The sequence below is a fragment of the Neobacillus sp. genome, from assembly GCF_031988165.1.
In the GTDB taxonomy this organism is placed as follows: Bacteria; Bacillota; Bacilli; order Bacillales; family Cytobacillaceae; genus Neobacillus; species Neobacillus rhizosphaerae.
In genome coordinates this window covers 26,311-43,944 of sequence record NZ_DALZYO010000032.1, presented here as the reverse complement: position 1 = coordinate 43,944, position 17,634 = coordinate 26,311, and the positions used below count along the sequence as shown (strand labels likewise).

Annotated in this window: 17 protein-coding genes, 1 pseudogene and 1 other annotated feature; all 18 genes and pseudogenes read right to left on the bottom strand. The window is 37.5% G+C overall.

Annotated elements, in window-relative coordinates; all coding sequences use genetic code 11:
- Positions 1–155: 155 nt before the first annotated feature.
- The 18 genes and pseudogenes from RTR43_RS18170 to RTR43_RS18085 all read right to left on the bottom strand — a co-directional run bounded on the left by RTR43_RS18170 (position 156) and on the right by RTR43_RS18085 (position 17,626).
- Positions 156–1,298 (bottom strand): acyl-CoA dehydrogenase family protein, encoded by a 1,143-nt coding sequence (locus RTR43_RS18170; protein WP_312473633.1) that lies wholly within the window; start codon positions 1,296–1,298, stop codon positions 156–158.
- A 426-nt stretch (positions 1,299–1,724) separates the two neighbouring features.
- Entirely contained in the window at positions 1,725–2,855 is a 1,131-nt protein-coding gene (rpoD, locus tag RTR43_RS18165; protein ID WP_312473632.1) for an RNA polymerase sigma factor RpoD, read from the bottom strand.
- Positions 2,856–2,895: 40 nt separating this feature from the next.
- Positions 2,896–4,704, bottom strand: a complete 1,809-nt coding sequence (gene dnaG, locus RTR43_RS18160) for a DNA primase (RefSeq protein WP_312473631.1) — start codon at positions 4,702–4,704, stop codon at positions 2,896–2,898.
- 43 nt (positions 4,705–4,747) lie between these two features.
- A pseudogene (locus RTR43_RS18155) lies at positions 4,748–5,199 on the bottom strand (YaiI/YqxD family protein).
- A gap of 274 nt (positions 5,200–5,473) precedes the next feature.
- Entirely contained in the window at positions 5,474–6,283 is an 810-nt protein-coding gene (locus RTR43_RS18150) for a pyruvate, water dikinase regulatory protein (RefSeq protein ID WP_248735705.1), read from the bottom strand.
- A gap of 29 nt (positions 6,284–6,312) precedes the next feature.
- On the bottom strand, positions 6,313–6,945 hold the full coding sequence (gene ccpN / locus RTR43_RS18145) for a transcriptional regulator CcpN (protein ID WP_312473630.1): 633 nt from the start codon (positions 6,943–6,945) through the stop codon (positions 6,313–6,315).
- A gap of 131 nt (positions 6,946–7,076) precedes the next feature.
- Complete coding sequence (locus RTR43_RS18140) at positions 7,077–8,459, bottom strand: glycine--tRNA ligase (RefSeq protein WP_312473629.1); 1,383 nt, start codon at positions 8,457–8,459, stop codon at positions 7,077–7,079.
- 106 nt (positions 8,460–8,565) lie between these two features.
- Positions 8,566–8,753: a binding site (T-box leader), on the bottom strand.
- A 50-nt stretch (positions 8,754–8,803) separates the two neighbouring features.
- Positions 8,804–9,556 carry a DNA repair protein RecO gene (gene recO, locus RTR43_RS18135; RefSeq protein WP_312473628.1) on the bottom strand — a complete coding sequence of 251 codons (753 nt, stop codon included), beginning with the start codon at positions 9,554–9,556 and terminating at the stop codon, positions 8,804–8,806.
- A gap of 34 nt (positions 9,557–9,590) precedes the next feature.
- Complete coding sequence (locus tag RTR43_RS18130; RefSeq protein WP_312473627.1) at positions 9,591–9,734, bottom strand: YqzL family protein; 144 nt, start codon at positions 9,732–9,734, stop codon at positions 9,591–9,593.
- Positions 9,735–9,893: 159 nt separating this feature from the next.
- Positions 9,894–10,814, bottom strand: coding sequence for a GTPase Era (era, locus tag RTR43_RS18125; protein ID WP_312473626.1), 921 nt, complete (start codon positions 10,812–10,814; stop codon positions 9,894–9,896).
- Entirely contained in the window at positions 10,804–11,205 is a 402-nt protein-coding gene (locus RTR43_RS18120; protein WP_312473625.1) for a cytidine deaminase, read from the bottom strand. Before RTR43_RS18120 ends, era begins: the two co-directional genes overlap by 11 nt.
- A gap of 201 nt (positions 11,206–11,406) precedes the next feature.
- Entirely contained in the window at positions 11,407–11,787 is a 381-nt protein-coding gene (locus RTR43_RS18115; RefSeq protein WP_312473624.1) for a diacylglycerol kinase family protein, read from the bottom strand.
- Positions 11,771–12,241 carry an rRNA maturation RNase YbeY gene (gene ybeY, locus RTR43_RS18110; protein WP_248735712.1) on the bottom strand — a complete coding sequence of 157 codons (471 nt, stop codon included), beginning with the start codon at positions 12,239–12,241 and terminating at the stop codon, positions 11,771–11,773. Before ybeY ends, RTR43_RS18115 begins: the two co-directional genes overlap by 17 nt.
- Positions 12,238–14,412: an HD family phosphohydrolase gene (locus RTR43_RS18105; protein ID WP_312473623.1), complete on the bottom strand. Its 2,175-nt coding sequence runs from the start codon at positions 14,410–14,412 to the stop codon at positions 12,238–12,240. The genes ybeY and RTR43_RS18105 overlap by 4 nt, the downstream gene beginning before the upstream one ends.
- A 173-nt stretch (positions 14,413–14,585) precedes the next feature.
- On the bottom strand, positions 14,586–15,566 hold the full coding sequence (locus RTR43_RS18100; RefSeq protein ID WP_312473622.1) for a PhoH family protein: 981 nt from the start codon (positions 15,564–15,566) through the stop codon (positions 14,586–14,588).
- Entirely contained in the window at positions 15,563–16,756 is a 1,194-nt protein-coding gene (gene yqfD / locus RTR43_RS18095; protein WP_312473621.1) for a sporulation protein YqfD, read from the bottom strand. The genes RTR43_RS18100 and yqfD overlap by 4 nt, the downstream gene beginning before the upstream one ends.
- The gene (gene yqfC / locus RTR43_RS18090) at positions 16,753–17,055 is read right to left on the bottom strand and encodes a sporulation protein YqfC (RefSeq protein WP_312473620.1); all 303 of its coding nucleotides are present in this window, start codon (positions 17,053–17,055) and stop codon (positions 16,753–16,755) included. The genes yqfD and yqfC overlap by 4 nt, the downstream gene beginning before the upstream one ends.
- An 88-nt stretch (positions 17,056–17,143) precedes the next feature.
- Entirely contained in the window at positions 17,144–17,626 is a 483-nt protein-coding gene (locus RTR43_RS18085) for a hypothetical protein (protein ID WP_312473619.1), read from the bottom strand.
- Positions 17,627–17,634: the final 8 nt, after the last annotated feature.

The following is a 17,634-nucleotide window of genomic DNA, read 5'->3' as shown; positions in this document are numbered from 1 at the left end:
AATATAAAAACCGTCTACAAACAACTACTATTTTACTTGAAAAAGAACAGAAGGAAAAGCCCTAAACTTATTTTATCACTATAATCTTTGTAAAAAAGAATAAGAGGCGAAATATATATATTAACTTCAGCCTCTTGTTATCTTCCCCTATTTAGTTATTTACAACCAATTAATCGTGAAATAACCATTCGTTGAACTTCAGACGTACCCTCGCCAATTTCGAGCAGTTTCGCATCACGCATCATTCTTTCGACGTGATATTCCTTCATATAGCCGTAACCTCCATGAATTTGCACGGCTTGATCCGTCACTTCCATACAAATTTCTGAAGCATATAGTTTACACATCGCAGCTTCTTTTGAAAACGGTCTTCCCTGGTCTTTTAACCATGCTGCCTTATATACCATATTTCGTGCTAATTCAATTTTCATCGCCATATCGGCAAGCTTAAATTGAATCGCTTGAAAGGAGGAAATCGATTTGCCAAACTGTTTCCGTTCCTTCGAGTAGGCAAGGGCCTTATCAAATGCTCCCTGAGCAATCCCTACTGCCATTGCACCAATTCCTATACGTCCGCCATCAAGTGTAATTAAAAACTGCCTAAAGCCCTCTCCACGCTTCCCTAAGAGGTTTTCGACCGGGACTCGTACATCCTCTAACACAAGCTCTGTCGTATTAGAAGAATTCAAGCCCATTTTTTCATAGTTATCAATAACCGTAAAACCAGCCTCGTGAGTAGGGACGATTATAGCTGAAATCTCCTTTTCTCCCTCCTTCTCACCAGTCACAGCCGTTAACGCTAAATGGTTTGCGAAGCTAGCATTGGTAATAAAACACTTATTACCATTAATAATAAATTCACCGTTTTCTTCCTTGGCAGATGTTCTTGTTCCGCCTGCATCAGAACCAGCATTCGGTTCCGTCAAACCAAAAGCACCAAAAGATTCTCCTCTACAAATCGGAATTAAATATTTTTGTTTTTGCTCCTCCGTTCCAAACAAATAAAGCGGTGCCCCTCCTAAAGAAATATGGGCTGAATAGGTAATACCTGTCGAACCGCAAGCTCTGCTTAATTCTTCGACTACAATAGCAAAACTGACAGTATCTGCACCGCCACCACCATATTCTTCAGGAAAAGGAAGCCCCATAATCCCCATTTCTGCTAATTCCTTAAATATCTCTACTGGAAATCTTTTCGTTCTATCGCGTTCTATGGCACCAGGTGCAACTTCTTCGTCAGCAAACTGGCTGATCATGCGTTTAATCATTTCTTGTTCAGAAGTTAAATCAAAATTCATTTCCATCCCCCTCAGAAACTTTGTATACGCTTTCTTTATTATTATAAGAGCAACTATCTTATTTTCTCAACATTTAAAAATTTTTAAAAATAAAATATTATCTAAATATAATAAATGCAACAAAATAGCTTTTAGGATAAAGATAATTGAATGGGGATTTTAAACACATCCTATAACATAGAAGATCTGTTAGTCAGTTTTCACAAAAATAAAAACCTCAATAATTTGCTAATATTTCCATAAGCCTATTTGCAAAATGAAAGACAATTCAGTAAAATAAACAGAAAGTGCTTCGACTAAGATTAAGCCTAAATGATATAAATTCTGGTAATAAAAAAATAGTTCACTCCTATTAAGAAGTAAACTATTTTTTCGCGATCTTTATCTAGTTTGTCGCGCCTAGACAAATTGCTTCCGCTTTTCTATTTATTCTAAAAAGTCTTTTAATCGTTTGCTGCGGCTTGGATGGCGTAATTTCCGCAATGCCTTTGCTTCAATTTGACGAATTCGTTCACGAGTTACACCAAAAACCTTACCTACCTCTTCAAGGGTACGAGTCCGGCCATCATCCAGTCCAAAACGGAGGCGAAGAACATTTTCTTCCCGGTCTGTTAGCGTATCAAGGACATCTTCAAGCTGCTCTTTTAATAATTCATAGGCTGCGTGCTCTGAAGGCGAAGTAGCATCCTGGTCTTCAATAAAATCTCCAAGGTGTGAATCATCTTCTTCACCAATCGGTGTTTCAAGTGATACAGGCTCTTGGGCAATTTTTAGTATTTCCCTTACCTTATCTGGTGTTAAATCCATATCTTCACCAATTTCTTCAGGTGTAGGTTCACGTCCAAGATCCTGAAGTAACTGACGTTGGACACGAATCAATTTATTAATGGTCTCAACCATATGCACGGGAATACGAATCGTCCTAGCTTGGTCAGCGATCGCACGGGTAATCGCTTGACGAATCCACCACGTTGCGTAAGTACTAAACTTAAAGCCTTTTCGATAGTCAAATTTTTCAACGGCTTTAATCAGACCCATATTTCCTTCTTGAATCAAATCAAGAAACAACATTCCCCGACCCACATACCGTTTGGCAATACTAACAACAAGGCGTAGGTTTGCTTCTGCCAGACGTCGTTTAGCTTCTTCGTCGCCCTCTTCAATTCGATTAGCGAGTTTAATTTCTTCTTCAGCAGAAAGCAAATCAACCCGGCCAATTTCTTTTAAGTACATGCGAACAGGATCATTAATCTTAACTCCTGGAGGAACACTAAGATCATTTAAATCAAATTCCTCATCATCTTCTTTTGCTAATTTTTTAATATCTGGATCTTCCTCGTCACTTTCACCGACTAATTCGATTCCTTGATCACCAAGAAATTCTAGGAATTCATCCATTTGATCGGATTCTAATTCGAAATTTGCCATTTTTTCAGCAATATCATCATAGGCAAGGACGCCGGTCTTTTTACCCAGTGCCGTTAACTGGTCTTTCACTTGTTCAAAAGTTAATTCATTTTCAACCTCTTTTGAACGGGCTGATTTTTCAGCAGCCATATGGGCCCCTCCTTCCAGTATCAAAACAATAAAATGGAATCTATAGCGATTTACGTAATCGAATGATTTCAATTCCAATTGCTGCAGCTTTCGTAAAATCACTTTGACGCTCAGCTTCTTTTTGTTCCGCTTCTTTTTCTTTTATCATTAACAACTTTGGATAATTCAACACCTGTTTGATATAATCAGTTAATTCCTGATTGCTTAACTCTTCATTTATCGACATCATTTCGATATTGGCAATCATTCTTCTAAGATTATCATCTTGAATATAGGTTAAAAACGCGCTTGAGTCTGGTTCTAAGTGATCTTCATAAAATCCTAACAGATATGTGATTATTGCCTGATGTTCATCAATATTAAACGAATTCCCTGCAAGCAAATCCTGAACCTTATAAGCAATCTCCCGATTTTTCAACATATGGGCAATTAAACACCGTTCAGCCGTATAATGAGCTGGCTTTAGCTTATTTGCTGGCTGAGTTAGTAAAATTGGCTTGTTTTTCGGTTCACTTTTACCCTTTGAAAGTCTCTTTTCAGCAAAGAAAATTTGCTTTTGCTGTTGGTTTAAAGCATCTAACGAAAGCGAAAATTCTGCTGCAAGCTGCCGCAAATAGTGATCTCTTTCAACAGCTTTAGTTAATTTGCTGATTTCTTTAATTATGACTTCGATATATGCAAGCCGTTCTCCTTCAATCTGAAGATTTTTTCCTCTTCGAAAGTAAAGAAATTTAAAGGCCATCCAGGTTAAACTTGCCCCTAACACTTCATTGCGGAATTTTTCAGGACCATTTTTCTTAATGTATTCATCAGGGTCCATTCCATCTGACATTATTGCTATCTTGATTTGAAAACCCGCATCATTAAGGTGATTTCCTGCCCTGAAAGCAGCTTCAATTCCCGCTTTGTCAGAATCATAGCAGATGGTTACGGATTGAGAGCTTTGCCTAAGTAGGGATATATGTTCATCTGTCAAGGATGTCCCCATTGTGGCAATACCATTCTCTACTCCAGACCGTTGTGCAGCTATACAATCGGCAAATCCCTCAAATAAAATAGCGTGCTGCATTTTTTTTATACTTGGTTTAGCCAAATGATAATTATATAAAATTTTGCTTTTATTAAAGATTGCTGTCTCAGGGCTATTTAAATATTTTGGCTCATCAAGCCCGAGTGATCTCCCTGAAAAAGCAATCGTATTGCCATTTCGGTCAAAAATCGGAAACATAATGCGATCCCTGAAGCGATCGAAATAAGTTCCATCCCTTTCACGCTTGATAATTAATCCGGCTTTTTCCATCCATTCAGGCAAAAAATCCCTTTTTGAAAGGAATTTATAAACAAAATCCCATGAATTTAAGGAGTAGCCAATTTGAAACTTATCAATTGATTCCCTAGTAAAACCTCTCCCTAGCAAATACTCCAACGCATGCTGACCTTCTTTTGTATTTACCAGCAAGTGATGATAAAATTTCCGTAACAACTCATGAGCATCATACATGGCTTGAAGTTCTTTGGAAACTTTTTTCTCACCAAGTGCCGGAGACAAGTTAATTTCAAGGTCAATATTTACCTTTTGCGCTAGTTTAATGGCGGCTTCCTGGAATGTGACCCCCTCAAGCTCCATTAAAAAAGAAAAAACATTTCCACCAGCTCCGCAGCCAAAGCAATGGAAAATTTGTTTGTCGGGTGACACTGAAAATGATGGGGTACTTTCTCCATGGAAAGGACATAGTCCGAAGTAATTTCGCCCCTGTTTTTTCAGCTGAACATAATCACTGATTATCTCGACAATATCAACAGTCTGACGAATTTGATCAATCTTTTCTTCGGCAATACGGTCTGCCATGAAAACAACTCCAATTGTATTACAGGTATTCGGCAGAAACTAATTAAATTCCTGCAAATTTCGACAAAATTTTTGTTAATTCTACCGTAAATCTAACTCGATCTTCCGATTGAAAAGGTTTTGGCCCTTTTCCATAAACTCCTCTTTTTCTTGCCTTCGCATTTAGGAAACGTAAGTCAAGGGCAGTTTGTATCGCTTTTTCCTCAAATACAACCCCCCTCGGGGATAAAACTTGAACACCCTTAAGCAGTAATGTGGATGCAAGTCCAATATCCTGTGTTATAGTAATATTTCCTTTACTTGCATGGTTCATAATAACAGGTCGGCGGCTTCCTTTCCAGAATCAACATATTTCCAGGCTGCATATGTAGTCTTGTCTTTCACATGATGATCATAGGAAGCAACAAAAAGGAAAGGTGTGGAAAAATTGTAAGCAATTTCGACAATCTCCTCTTTAACCGGACATGAATCTGCATCGACAAAAATTGTCGGAATGCTTTTTACTTAAGTATTAATTCTACATCACTCCGCATATTCCTTCTTTAAGAAATAACTTTTATAAAAGGATTTATGTCGAATTTTTTTTAGGGGCTTGCCTTGACATCTAACAATAAATAGTTTATTCGTTCCCAAGCAACTCTAAACCTAAAAAGATACATTTTTATCACAATTTTTTATTATAGTATATTCAATATCATTTTGCCATAATTTTTTCTTATAATTTTTCTTTTTCTTTTGTTTAAAAAACACATAATCAACAGATTATGTGTTAGGGTCTACCTTTTTGAATATAATTTAGAATGACATTTGCTGTTTCTTCAACAGCTTTATTGGTCACATCAATAACTGGACATTTAATTTTGTTCATTACATTTTCGAAGAAGGTTAATTCCTCTTTAATTCGCTCAATATTCGCATAACTCGCCTGATCATTTAAACCTAATGAGATTAATCGTTCCCGTCTAATATTATTTAGCTTTTCCGGGCTAATTTTTAACCCAAAGCACTTTTCAATTGGAACTTTATAAAGTTCTTCCGGTGGGTCAACCTCTGGAACGAGCGGGACATTCGCCACTTTTAGGCGCTTATGTGCCAAGTATTGTGATAATGGCGTTTTGGAGGTTCTGGACACCCCAATCAAAACAATATCTGCTTTTAATATTCCTCTTGGGTCGCGGCCATCATCATATTTGACAGCAAATTCGATGGCTTCCACCTTTTTAAAGTAATCCTCATCGAGCTTTCTGACAAGTCCTGGTTCACATAATGGTGCCTTACCAGTGAAAACCTGGATTTGATCCATGATTGGACCCATTAAATCAACAGCGATAATCGCTTCTTGTTCCGCTTTTTGCTTTATATATGTACGCATTTCTGGTTTAACAAGTGTAAAGGCAATCATTCCCTTATCAAGAGACACAAGCGATAATACTTCATCAATATGTTCATTATCTTCTACATATGGAAACCTTTTTAACGTCATTCCCACACCATTAAACTGGCTTATCGCCGCTTTTGTAACTAATTCAGCAGTTTCACCTACAGAATCAGATACAACATAAATAATTGGCAAATTCATTCTTCCTCAACAGCTCCTCTTATATTGATTTACTCGTCGCCTAACGAAACAAACGCTTTAATGATGTTTGTTTTTGTTACTCTGCCAATTACCTCGTAACCTTTTTCTGATTTTTTTACCACCGGTAGGGCATCTATTTGCTTTTCAATCAATTTTTTAGCGACCTCAATTAATAAATCATCTCGTTCACACATGGTAATATTGGGCATCCTTGTCATAATAATATGTACAGGGATACTTGTAAGTTCCTGTTTTCCAATGCTGGCTCTAAGCAAATCCTTTCTTGAAAGAACGCCAACTAGAATAGAGTTTGGGTCAACTACAAATAATGTACCAACATCTTCAAGGAACATCGTGCAAATGGCATCGTAAACAGATACATTTTCACTCACTACTACTGGGATAGACTGATAATCCTTGACATAAATCTTCTGCAGATTTTCCGTCAGTAGTTGTGTACCTGATTTCCCTGAATAAAAATAGCCGACACGCGGTCTGGCATCTAAAAAGCCAGCCATCGTTAAGATAGCAAGATCCGGCCTTAATGTAGCTCTAGTCAAGCTTAGTTGGTCAGCAATTTGTTCACCTGTTATCGGTCCATTGTCTTTAACGATTTGCAATATATGTTCTTGACGTTTAGTCAGTTCGATTGTCCTCACCACCTTGAGATTTCTCTATGTTTTAATTAAATGACATACTTTAATAGAAATATTATATCCTAATTATATTTTATTTGAAATGGATTCGCTGTCTATACTACAGAAAAGGTGCGGTAGAAAACCGCACCTTTTCATTAAAACATTATCTTATCCTGCAAAAAGCTGACAAGTTCAGCAATCGGTAAACGTTTTTGTTCCATTGTATCCCGGTCTCTAACTGTAACCATGTTGTCTTCTTTTGAATCAAAATCATAAGTAATACAGTATGGTGTACCAATTTCATCATGGCGACGATATCGTTTACCGATGGAACCGGCTTCGTCATAATCCACCGTGAAATGCTTAGATAAAGCGGTAAATACTTCTCTTGCTTCTTCTGACAGCTTCTTCGATAAAGGAAGAATTGCTGCTTTGAATGGCGCTAAAGCCGGGTGGAAATGCATCACCGTCCTAGAAGTTCCATCTTCAAGTTGCTCTTCTTCATAGGCATCAATCAAGAATGCAAGCGTTACCCGGTCCGCACCCAGTGATGGTTCAATACAGTATGGGACATATTTCTCATTCGTTTCCGGATCAAGATAATGGAAGTCCTCACCGGAATACTCCATATGCTGTTTCAAATCATAGTCCGTTCTTGAAGCAACTCCCCATAATTCTCCCCAGCCAAACGGGAATTTAAATTCAAAATCAGTTGTCGCATTGCTGTAGTGAGAAAGTTCATCTTCAGAATGGTCGCGCAGTCTTAAATTTTCTTCAGTAAGACCTAATGCCAGCAACCATTCTTTGGCAAATTGTTTCCAATAATCGAACCATTTTAATTCTTCACCTGGTTTGCAGAAAAATTCAAGCTCCATTTGTTCAAACTCTCTTGTACGGAAGGTAAAATTACCAGGGGTAATTTCATTGCGGAAACTCTTTCCGATTTGCGCAATACCAAATGGCAATTTCTTTCTCATTGTGCGCTGAACATTTTTAAAGTTTACAAAAATACCTTGAGCTGTCTCAGGGCGCAGGAAGATTTCATTTGTGCTTGATTCGGTAACTCCCTGAAAGGTTTTAAACATTAAATTGAACTGGCGGATGCCGGTAAAATCATGGCTACCACAGTCAGGGCAATCGATGTTGTGCTCTTTAACCAACTCTTCCATTTTTTCAAACGGTAAGCCATCTACGACCATTTCAATGCCTTTTTCATCTAGCGCATTTTCAATTAATTTATCTGCCCGATGTCGTGCTTTACAATTTTTACAGTCGATCATCGGGTCATTAAAGTTGCCAATATGTCCAGATGCTTCCCAAGTGCGGGGATTCATCAGGATACTGGCGTCAAGACCAACATTATAAGGAGACTCCTGTACGAATTTTCTCCACCATGCCTGTTTTATATTGTTTTTAAATTCAACGCCTAGCGGACCGTAATCCCAAGTGTTGGCAAGACCACCGTAAATCTCTGATCCTGGAAAAATAAATCCCCTATGCTTAGCATGTGATACAATTTGCTCCATTGATACCTTCATTGTTTTTCTCTCCTTCTTTTTAAATGTCTAGCTACAGTGCCTAGCCAACGAGGTCGCTTCCGCTTTTCTAAAAAAATAAAAAACTCCCGTCCCTATGCTATTGAAGCATAGGGACGAGAGTTACCCGCGGTTCCACCCTATTTGCTGCGATGAAAGCAGCCTCTTTTAATTTGTGTTTACTAACACTTATTTGCTCAGGAACGCCTTCCTTAGTACCCTATACCCTAGCTCACACCATCCTAGGTTCGCTTTTTATAGAAATAACTAAATACTCTTTTCCATCACTGCAATTATGATATTAAACAGAATTTTAACCAAAACTCCAACCATTGTCAACAAGGCAATTATAAGAGATTGCGAAAATGGTCCATGGAGTTAAGAAACTTCTTAGTTTTAAGGTAAAGACCGGAATATTCTTCATAGTAGGCAGTGATCACATTTTTTAATTCAGTTTTTGTTTCCTCTTTAACAGAAATATTGCCTAACCTTGAAAGATCAAAAAAATAAAATAGCCGTAATAATTTTACAGTAGCTGGTGATAATTTAAAATGGTATGGATCTTTATCTAGACATCGATGGCAAATAAACCCGCCTTCTCGAATCGAAAAAGAAAAATGCCCGTCTGTACTGCCACAAACGGAACACTGATTTAAAATTGGATACAACCCCATCACATTTAACATCTTCATCTCATATATATTCATGAGGATGTCTGGTTCATAGCCTTCATTCATGTAATTCAATGTTTGAAAAAGCAATTCAAAATGGAAAGGGTTTGGCTTTTTTTCTTCCGTAACTTTATCGGTTAATTCCGCAATATAACTGGCATAGGCAGTTAAAAATATGTCTTCACCGATTGATCTCATAGAGGATATGATTTCACCCTGCTGCAGACTTCCTAATCCTGACCCACGTTGAATGAGAAAATATCCGTGTGTAAAAAGTTGGGAAATCGAGGAGAGACGGCTGTTTGGCTTTTTAGCTCCCCTTGCCATCACACCAATCTTTCCCCATTCCCTTGTATATATGGTCACAATTTTATTGGTCTCACCATAATCTGTAGTTCTAATGACGATGCCTTCACACTTTTGAAGCATTAAAAGTCACCTTCTAAGTAGCGCAAAGACAAACTTATGAAACGGGAAAATCGATGTGTGCTAGCTCTTCATTCAGATTTCCGGGTATTTCTTGGTTTTCCTTCTCCATCTCTTTGAAGAGAAGATATGTGTCAATATTGCCTGTTTGAAGGAATACTTTCCACGTAAAATCCATCAACGAAAACCCCACCTTTCAATATTTAGACTAGCCTTATAACTATCCCAAACCTTACAATTATCATAGCCTGCCAGCGCAAAAATCATAAGACGAAAAATTTGTTAATGTTGTCCATGCATAATCTTGTTAATTAGGTAATATTTTAATTAGGGTTATTAGTTAGTATTCATCCTCATTGAAGCCATAATCACGAAGCTGGGACATCTTATTTCGCCAGTCCTTTTGAACCTTAACCCAAAGCTCTAAAAACACCTTTGACCCTAGTAGATTTTCAATATCCACCCGGGCACGCTTTCCAATTTCTTTTAGCATACTTCCTTGTTTTCCAATAACAATTCCTTTTTGAGAATCTCTTTCCACAATCACAGTGGCCATGACATGAATGATATCTTTACCCTGTTGCCGCTCCATTTTGTCTAGGACAACAGCCAATGAATGAGGAATTTCTTCTCTCGTTAAGTGCAGTGCCTTTTCCCTTATCAGCTCGGTAATGATAAATCGTTCCGGATGATCGGTAACTTGGTCGGCAGGATAATATTGTGGACCCTCAGGTAAAAACATTTTTATTTGGTCTAAGAGGCGTTCCACATTATTTCCTTCAAGAGCAGAAATAGGGACTATTTCTTTAAAGGCGTATTTTTCTTTATAGGATTCAATAATTGGTAGCAATTTATCCGGATGAATTTGGTCAATTTTATTAATCACTAGAAAGATTGGAGTGTTTACTGTTTGGAATTTTTCAAGAATAAATTCTTCCCCACGTCCAAATCCCTCTTCTGCATTTACCATAAATAAAATCAAATCAACTTCTTTAAGGGTATTTTGTGCAACCTTCATCATAAAGTCGCCCAATTTGTGTTTTGGTTTATGAATACCTGGTGTATCAATAAAAACCATTTGTGAATCATTCAGAGTTAATACCCCTTGAATTTTATTGCGGGTGGTTTGAGGTTTATCACTCATAATGGCGATTTTCTGACCAATTACACGGTTAAGGAAAGTAGATTTCCCAACATTTGGCCTGCCAATAATAGAGATAAATCCTGACTTGTATTCGGTTTCACTCCTATTATTTAGCATGTAGGTCCTCCGGTGTAAAAGCCCCTGGTAATAAATTTTCGACTGTGGTTTCTAGAATATCACCTTTTAGGTTGGTTAAAACCACCTTCATGTCTTTGGAGCATAATTCAGATATAACTTGCCTGCATGCACCACATGGAGAGCAGGGTCGGTCTGTATCAGCAACAACAGCTAATAGTGCGAAATCCCGATCGCCTTCCGAATAGGCTTTAAATAAGGCAGTACGTTCGGCACAGTTACACATACTATAAGCGGCATTTTCTATATTACAGCCATGATATACTTTTCCATCCGTTGTTAACAATGCTGCTCCTACTCCAAACTTCGAATAGGGAACATAGGCTTTTTCTCTTGCCTTTTTTGCTTCTTCAATTAATTGTTCAATGTGCACTAGTCTTCTTCCCTTCCAGCAGAAATCTGCTGTTCCTTTATTTTACATCAAAAATTCGAGAAAATCATTACTTGCAACAAAAAAGTAATATAAAATTTAAAATAATTAGAATTTTCCCACAAATCAACTTGGCTTTTTTATAGCAAGCTGATAAATTATTTTACCGAATTTACCATTCGATTTCAAATCGATAAAACCAACTCAAAACATATGTAAGATATACGGCAAAAAGATGAAAATCCCAATGGCAACCGCGAGAGCAGCATAAACCAAGACAGCCCCTGCTGCCAAGTCCTTTGCCTGCTTAGCAAGCGGATGATATTCTACTGTGACAAGATCTACTACACGCTCGATCGCGGTATTAATTAATTCTAGAGCAAACATGCCGCCAATTACGAAAAGGATAAATAGCCACTCCATTTTTGTAATGGAAAAGTAAAAAGAAAGAACTAAAACTATAACCGAGCTAATGAAATGGATGCGCATATTTCTTTCAGTTTTAAGTGCTGTCATGATTCCTGAAACGGCAAATGAAAACGAGCTAATGAATGGTATAGGTTTTCGTTTATCTTGTAAGTCCATACTCGTTTAATATTTCCTTTTGCAATGTGAACATTTCCTTTTCCTCATCCTCAGTCATGTGATCATAACCTAACAAATGCAGGAATCCATGAACCGCAAGAAACCCCAGCTCTCGAATAAAAGAATGGCCATACTCCTCTGCCTGCACTTTTGCCTTGGGAATTGAGATGATAATATCTCCTAAGACACGTGGCATCTCAGCACCTACTAATTCAACTTCACCTTCACCAAGCTCCTCCATCGCAAAAGAAATGACATCTGTTGGTATATCTTTATCACGATATTCCCGGTTAATTTCCTGAATTCTTTCATTTGAAACAAATGTTACAGAAACTTCGCTTTGCTCTTCTACATTCTGTTTATTGGCGGCAAAATTAATTAACCTTTCGATTTCAAGCATTTGATCTTCTGCTAATTCATTCGTTTCGTCTATACAATCAATTAATAAACTCATCCTTGCTTCACCTTTTTCTTCGTCATTTCTGGATACTCAATCCGAGAGTGAAAAATCCCTTTTAGCGTCTCACATAAGGTATGGGAAACTATTTCAATTTCCTTTATTGTGATATCACATTCATTTAACTGACCATCCTGCAAACGGTCTGCCACAATTTTTTTTACAAGTGATTCAATTAATTCTGGAGTCGGCTGTGATAAAGAGCGGACAGCTGCCTCAACGCTATCGGCAATTCCTACTACTGCCGACTCTTTTGACTGTGCCTTTGGACCTGGATAACGGAACTCATCCTCCTTAATTTCGGCATCACTTTGAAGTGCTTTATGATAAAAGAATTTAAGCAGTGTTGTCCCATGATGCTGTTCGGCAATATCAACAATTTCTTTAGGCATATGGTGTTTCTTTAACATATTTGCTCCATCTGTCACATGGGCAATAATTATATGTGCACTTTTGTCTGGCGGCAAACGATCATGGGGATTCTCATGATGCATTTGATTTTCAATAAAAAAGTTCGGTCTTTTTGTTTTTCCAATATCGTGATAATAGCTTCCAACCCTTGCCAAAAGGCCATTTGCCCCAATTGCCTCACAGGCAGTTTCGGCTAAATTTGCTACCATCACACTGTGATGATAAGTACCGGGTGCTTCGATTAAAATTTTCCTTAAAAGCGGATGGTTAGGGTTTGAAAGTTCAATTAGTCTCATCGTTGAAAGAATCCCAAAACTTGCCTCAAGGAAAGGCAGAAATCCAATTGTTAACACAGCAGATCCAATTCCTGAGACAAGAGCAGTAATAAAATAGTAACCATATTCAAGCCATGAAAACTGTCCATTTGGCAAAAACAGTAACGCTAGAATCGTCAACAGATTGACAATTGCCGCAAAAGAACCAGCTTGTAATATTTTAGAACGGTGATTTTGACCGCTTAAAAATAGGATACCCGCTAAAGCACTGAAAAGGAAATAGATCCCCTCTGAAAAGTTTAGAGTCCCCGTAACCCCTTCATTGAAAAGAATACTGCCACAAACCGCCATAATAATCGACATAAGAATGGCAAGCTTCTCATCAATTAAAATTTTGATTATCATACCTCCCATTGCAGCAGGGAATATGTAGCCAATTCCGGCATAATTAAATATTTGCAGCATGCTAACAATTTTCATAATAAAAATGGAGAGGATAAAAATAATCCCAAACAACAATAAGTGCGTTTGTCTCTTTTCAGGATGAGATTTCATTTGATAAAAATAATAGCAGATAGCCGAAAGCATGATGATAATCAACATACCTAAGCCAATGAAAGGCTTAAATGATTTTTCATTATTTAACAGACCAACCAGCTTTAACTGCCGATAAATATCCTGATTAATTAATTTTCCTTCTTCAACAATAATCTGTCCCTGGAGAATTTTCACAGGTTCTACACTTTCCGCAGCCTGCTGCCTGAGCTCTTCTGTGGCAACGGAATCATAAAACTCATTCTGAATAACTGCATATCTCCCTAATTCAACCGCAGCTAATCTTAAATTATCATTCTGTGTTGTATATTTTATTTCCTCTTCCACTCTTTTTTTAGCATTTTCTACTTCATCGGCAGAAATTCTTTTTGTCATGACATTGTTGATAGCTGTAACAGTCAAATCCTTTGCGATCGACAATTCATCTTTACTTGATTGAACCAAAGCAGAGAAAACCTGATCAGATAGATCATCGGACACAGTGGATGTCAATTTTGCTTTTAACTTGGTTACTTTGTCTGCTACACTTGGTTCCCCTTTTGCCGGTTTTTCCATAGTTGCTGTTTCTTGCTGCTTCTTCACTTCCTCCTTTATTTCATCATTGACCTCTACCGCTGATTGAAAGATGGAGGTAATTAAATCGACTCGGTTTTGGGTGTATTCTTTTTTTAAGGCATAGACATCCTGCACTTGGTCACGAGCATCTTTACGCTTATTTTCAGTACTTTTTTTGTCCTCTACTGTCCCTGGGGAACGGATTGTTTTCTCAGCAACTGAAAACAAACTTACATTTAGTTTTTCTGGTTTCACATTACTATACATAGCTGCATAAAGGACAATCCCTAATATGATAAAAAATAGTATTCGAAAAAAAGTATTATCAAGCAGTTTTCGTATCCGTATGAAGTATTTCTGTAGTTTATCCAACTAAATCCCCCTAACCACAGCCCAGGATATATTTTCATCTGATTCCAAAAGAATAAGCTAATATTTGGTGAAAGTGTGCTTTATGTAAAATGATAACAGTTTTTCCGAGAAGTTTCACCTTATTAAAGATGAAGTTTAATTTAAAGAGAAAAAGGGATAAACCTTCAACAGGCTTACCCCTCATTTTTATTTTGGATAGCTTTTTTCTCATAAGCTTCAATGATTCGGCCGACCAGCGGATGACGGACAACGTCACCTTGTTCTAATATGATAAATGATATGCCATTAACATTTTGTAAAATTTCTTCTGCCACAATTAGCCCAGATTTTGCACCTCTCGGCAAATCAACTTGTGTTTGGTCACCCGTTATCACCATTTTCGATCCAAAACCGAGTCTAGTCAAAAACATTTTCATTTGCTTATCAGTAGTATTTTGAGCCTCATCTAATATCACAAAGGCATCATCTAACGTGCGGCCTCTCATATATGCTAGCGGGGCAATTTCAATCGTCCCACGTTCGATTAACCTTTGTGTATGCTCTGCCCCTAAAACGTCATTTAAAGCATCATACAACGGTCTTAAATAAGGATCTACCTTTTCTTTTAAGTCCCCTGGCAGAAACCCAAGACTTTCCCCTGCCTCAACCGCTGGCCTTGTTAAGATGATTTTATTCACCTGACCATTTTTTAAGGCATTGACGGCCATAACAACAGCAAGATACGTTTTTCCTGTTCCCGCTGGCCCAATCCCAAAGACAAGGTCATGCTTCTTAATAGCCATAACATATTGCCTTTGTCCGAGGGTTTTAATCCGAATAGATTTGCCTTTGACATTTTTGCCGATTTCCTCGTCATACAAATTGACAAAGTAATCAAGCGTTCCCTTATTTGCCATTTGGATGGCATATAAGACGTCTCTTTGACTAATATTAATACCCTTGCGAATGACAAACATTAATTTATCTATTATTTGTCCGGCTAGACTGACCTTCTCCGCGTCGCCTGACAAGCTAACAGATTCACCTCTTGTGATGATGGAAACATCAAGCTCTTGTTCAATAATTTTTAAATTTTGATCAGAATTTCCCAGCAGGGTAATGGCCTCCGCTGGATTCTCAAGCTGCACATTTATCGTTGTTAACTTTTCTATCATTCAGGAGTCTCCTTGGAAATCGGTTGTCCGACTGCAATATTTTCAATTATCTTAAAATGAATATCTAGTATAACTTTACCATTTTCATTCGCTTTGTGTAAAATTTTTTCATCTTTTATTATAGCATCTTCATCTAATTGACCTTTTATTTCTTTTTTAGCCAACTCAAGCGCAATTTGTTCGGCCTGTTCATTAGTATATTCGCGGGTAAATGATTCCCGCTCTCGGATCGTTTTATGAATATAAGATATTGGCAATTCCCACTTTAAAAAATGAATTTTGCGAACATCTTTTTCTGTTTCAAATTCTTTGAATTCCGTTTTTCCAAAACCCCAAACAGGTATTTCTAATTTTCCCAGTAAAATAGAGTGCTTTTGCTTTTCCTTGCCCGTATATACGTGAAATTTAGTTACCAAAGGGAGTTTTACATGACTTTTATACCAGGTTTCTCCCCAAACCTCTCCCTTTGCTGCAACTAGCTCTTGTTTCCCTTCTTGTCCAAATGCACCTGAAACAAGCAATTGACCCTCTTCCACATGATCATGAATATCTACAACCTTTTGGCCATTCTCAATAAACATTTTCACAATAATAGCCTTCTTTTTGGCAATAAGATCTTGCGGTGCTAAATGCTCCTGCTTTTTGGGTTCATTTTTTTCAACCACTTGAAGATGGTAGGTTGTCCCGTTTAATTCCACACCAACCCAAGTAAGGTCACCGATATTATTGGTTAATTTCCTTTGAATACCTTCGACATTATCAACAAAGAATTGAACCTTGCCAATTTTTACACCCATCTTGTCCAATTCTTTTCGAATTTTATACTCTGTAGCTGGTTTGGCCCCTTTTATCTCAATGCCCCAAATCACATTCGATAAGAAAAAAATGATGAACAGGAAAATAGCTCCTCCTATCATAAAGCCGCTATTTTTTAACAATCTTTTGAATAAAAAAGGAACTCCGCTTCTTTGTAAAAATCTAATCGAACAGTCACTTTTCCTTGCATAAATTCTAATGTTCTTGGCATCCCGAAGTCTCATCTTAAAGGTAATGGTTTCCGTTCCATGCCGTTTTACGTTCCAAATATGAAGACCATCCCTCGTCAGCACATTTAAAAAGCGCTCAAGCCCCTTTCCAGATACTTTTACTATAACCCTGCCATAGAGAAATTCAATCCACTGGTTTTTCATTTTGTTCCTCCTGGATTATCCGTTATATAAATGACCTGATCAATTTGACCTTCTAATAAAATTTCTTCAGGTAAAATCGTTTTAATTACAAAAGACTTACCCTTTATCAACAATTGGCCCTTCTTTAACAGCAAACGGAGTTCTTTATCTGTAAAGGCAAGCAAGCCTCGGTGGTTCTCAATATATACATGGATTTGGCCAATCATCGTAATACGAGGCAGATCCATCATGACATCTTGAGGAAGATCCATTTTATTAGCCATCCAGTTCCGGATCCGTTGGCTCCATTTTTTTGCCATAAAAAAAGAACCCCCTTTCATCTCATATTTATGAAATGAAAGGGGGTTCTAGCACATCTTTTTCTATTTGGTACCTTTTAAAATCAAACTAGCCTCTTTTTGCAAAATAAGGTTTCTTTGAGCGCGGCTCTCCAAGAATTTCTGACCATACAATTCCATTCACCAGTGTTTTTGCATCTGGATATTCAGAAATAATGGTTTCTCCTTCTTCATGCCTTTCAGTCTTTGCCTGATCTTTGAGTTTTTCGCTTTGCTGCCGAGATATAGCCATTCCAATTCGACTGGATTCTGACTCTTGTCGTACTTTTAGGTATTCTTTTTCGAGATTATTTAAATTAGTTTGTAGCTTTTCTACTTTTTGTTCAGCCTTAATTGGACTTATTTTGCTTGATTCTTCCATCGGGCTCGTTTCTCTTGGTTCATTATTGGTAAGCTCGTTAAAAAGTTTTCGAATATCTTCCATCCCATTCATTGAAAACGGCTTATTTTTCGATTGTCCTTGATTACTTTTTGCTTTACCAAAGATAGCTGAGATAATACCGACAATAATCATAAATAATAGTGTTTCCAAAAACTCCA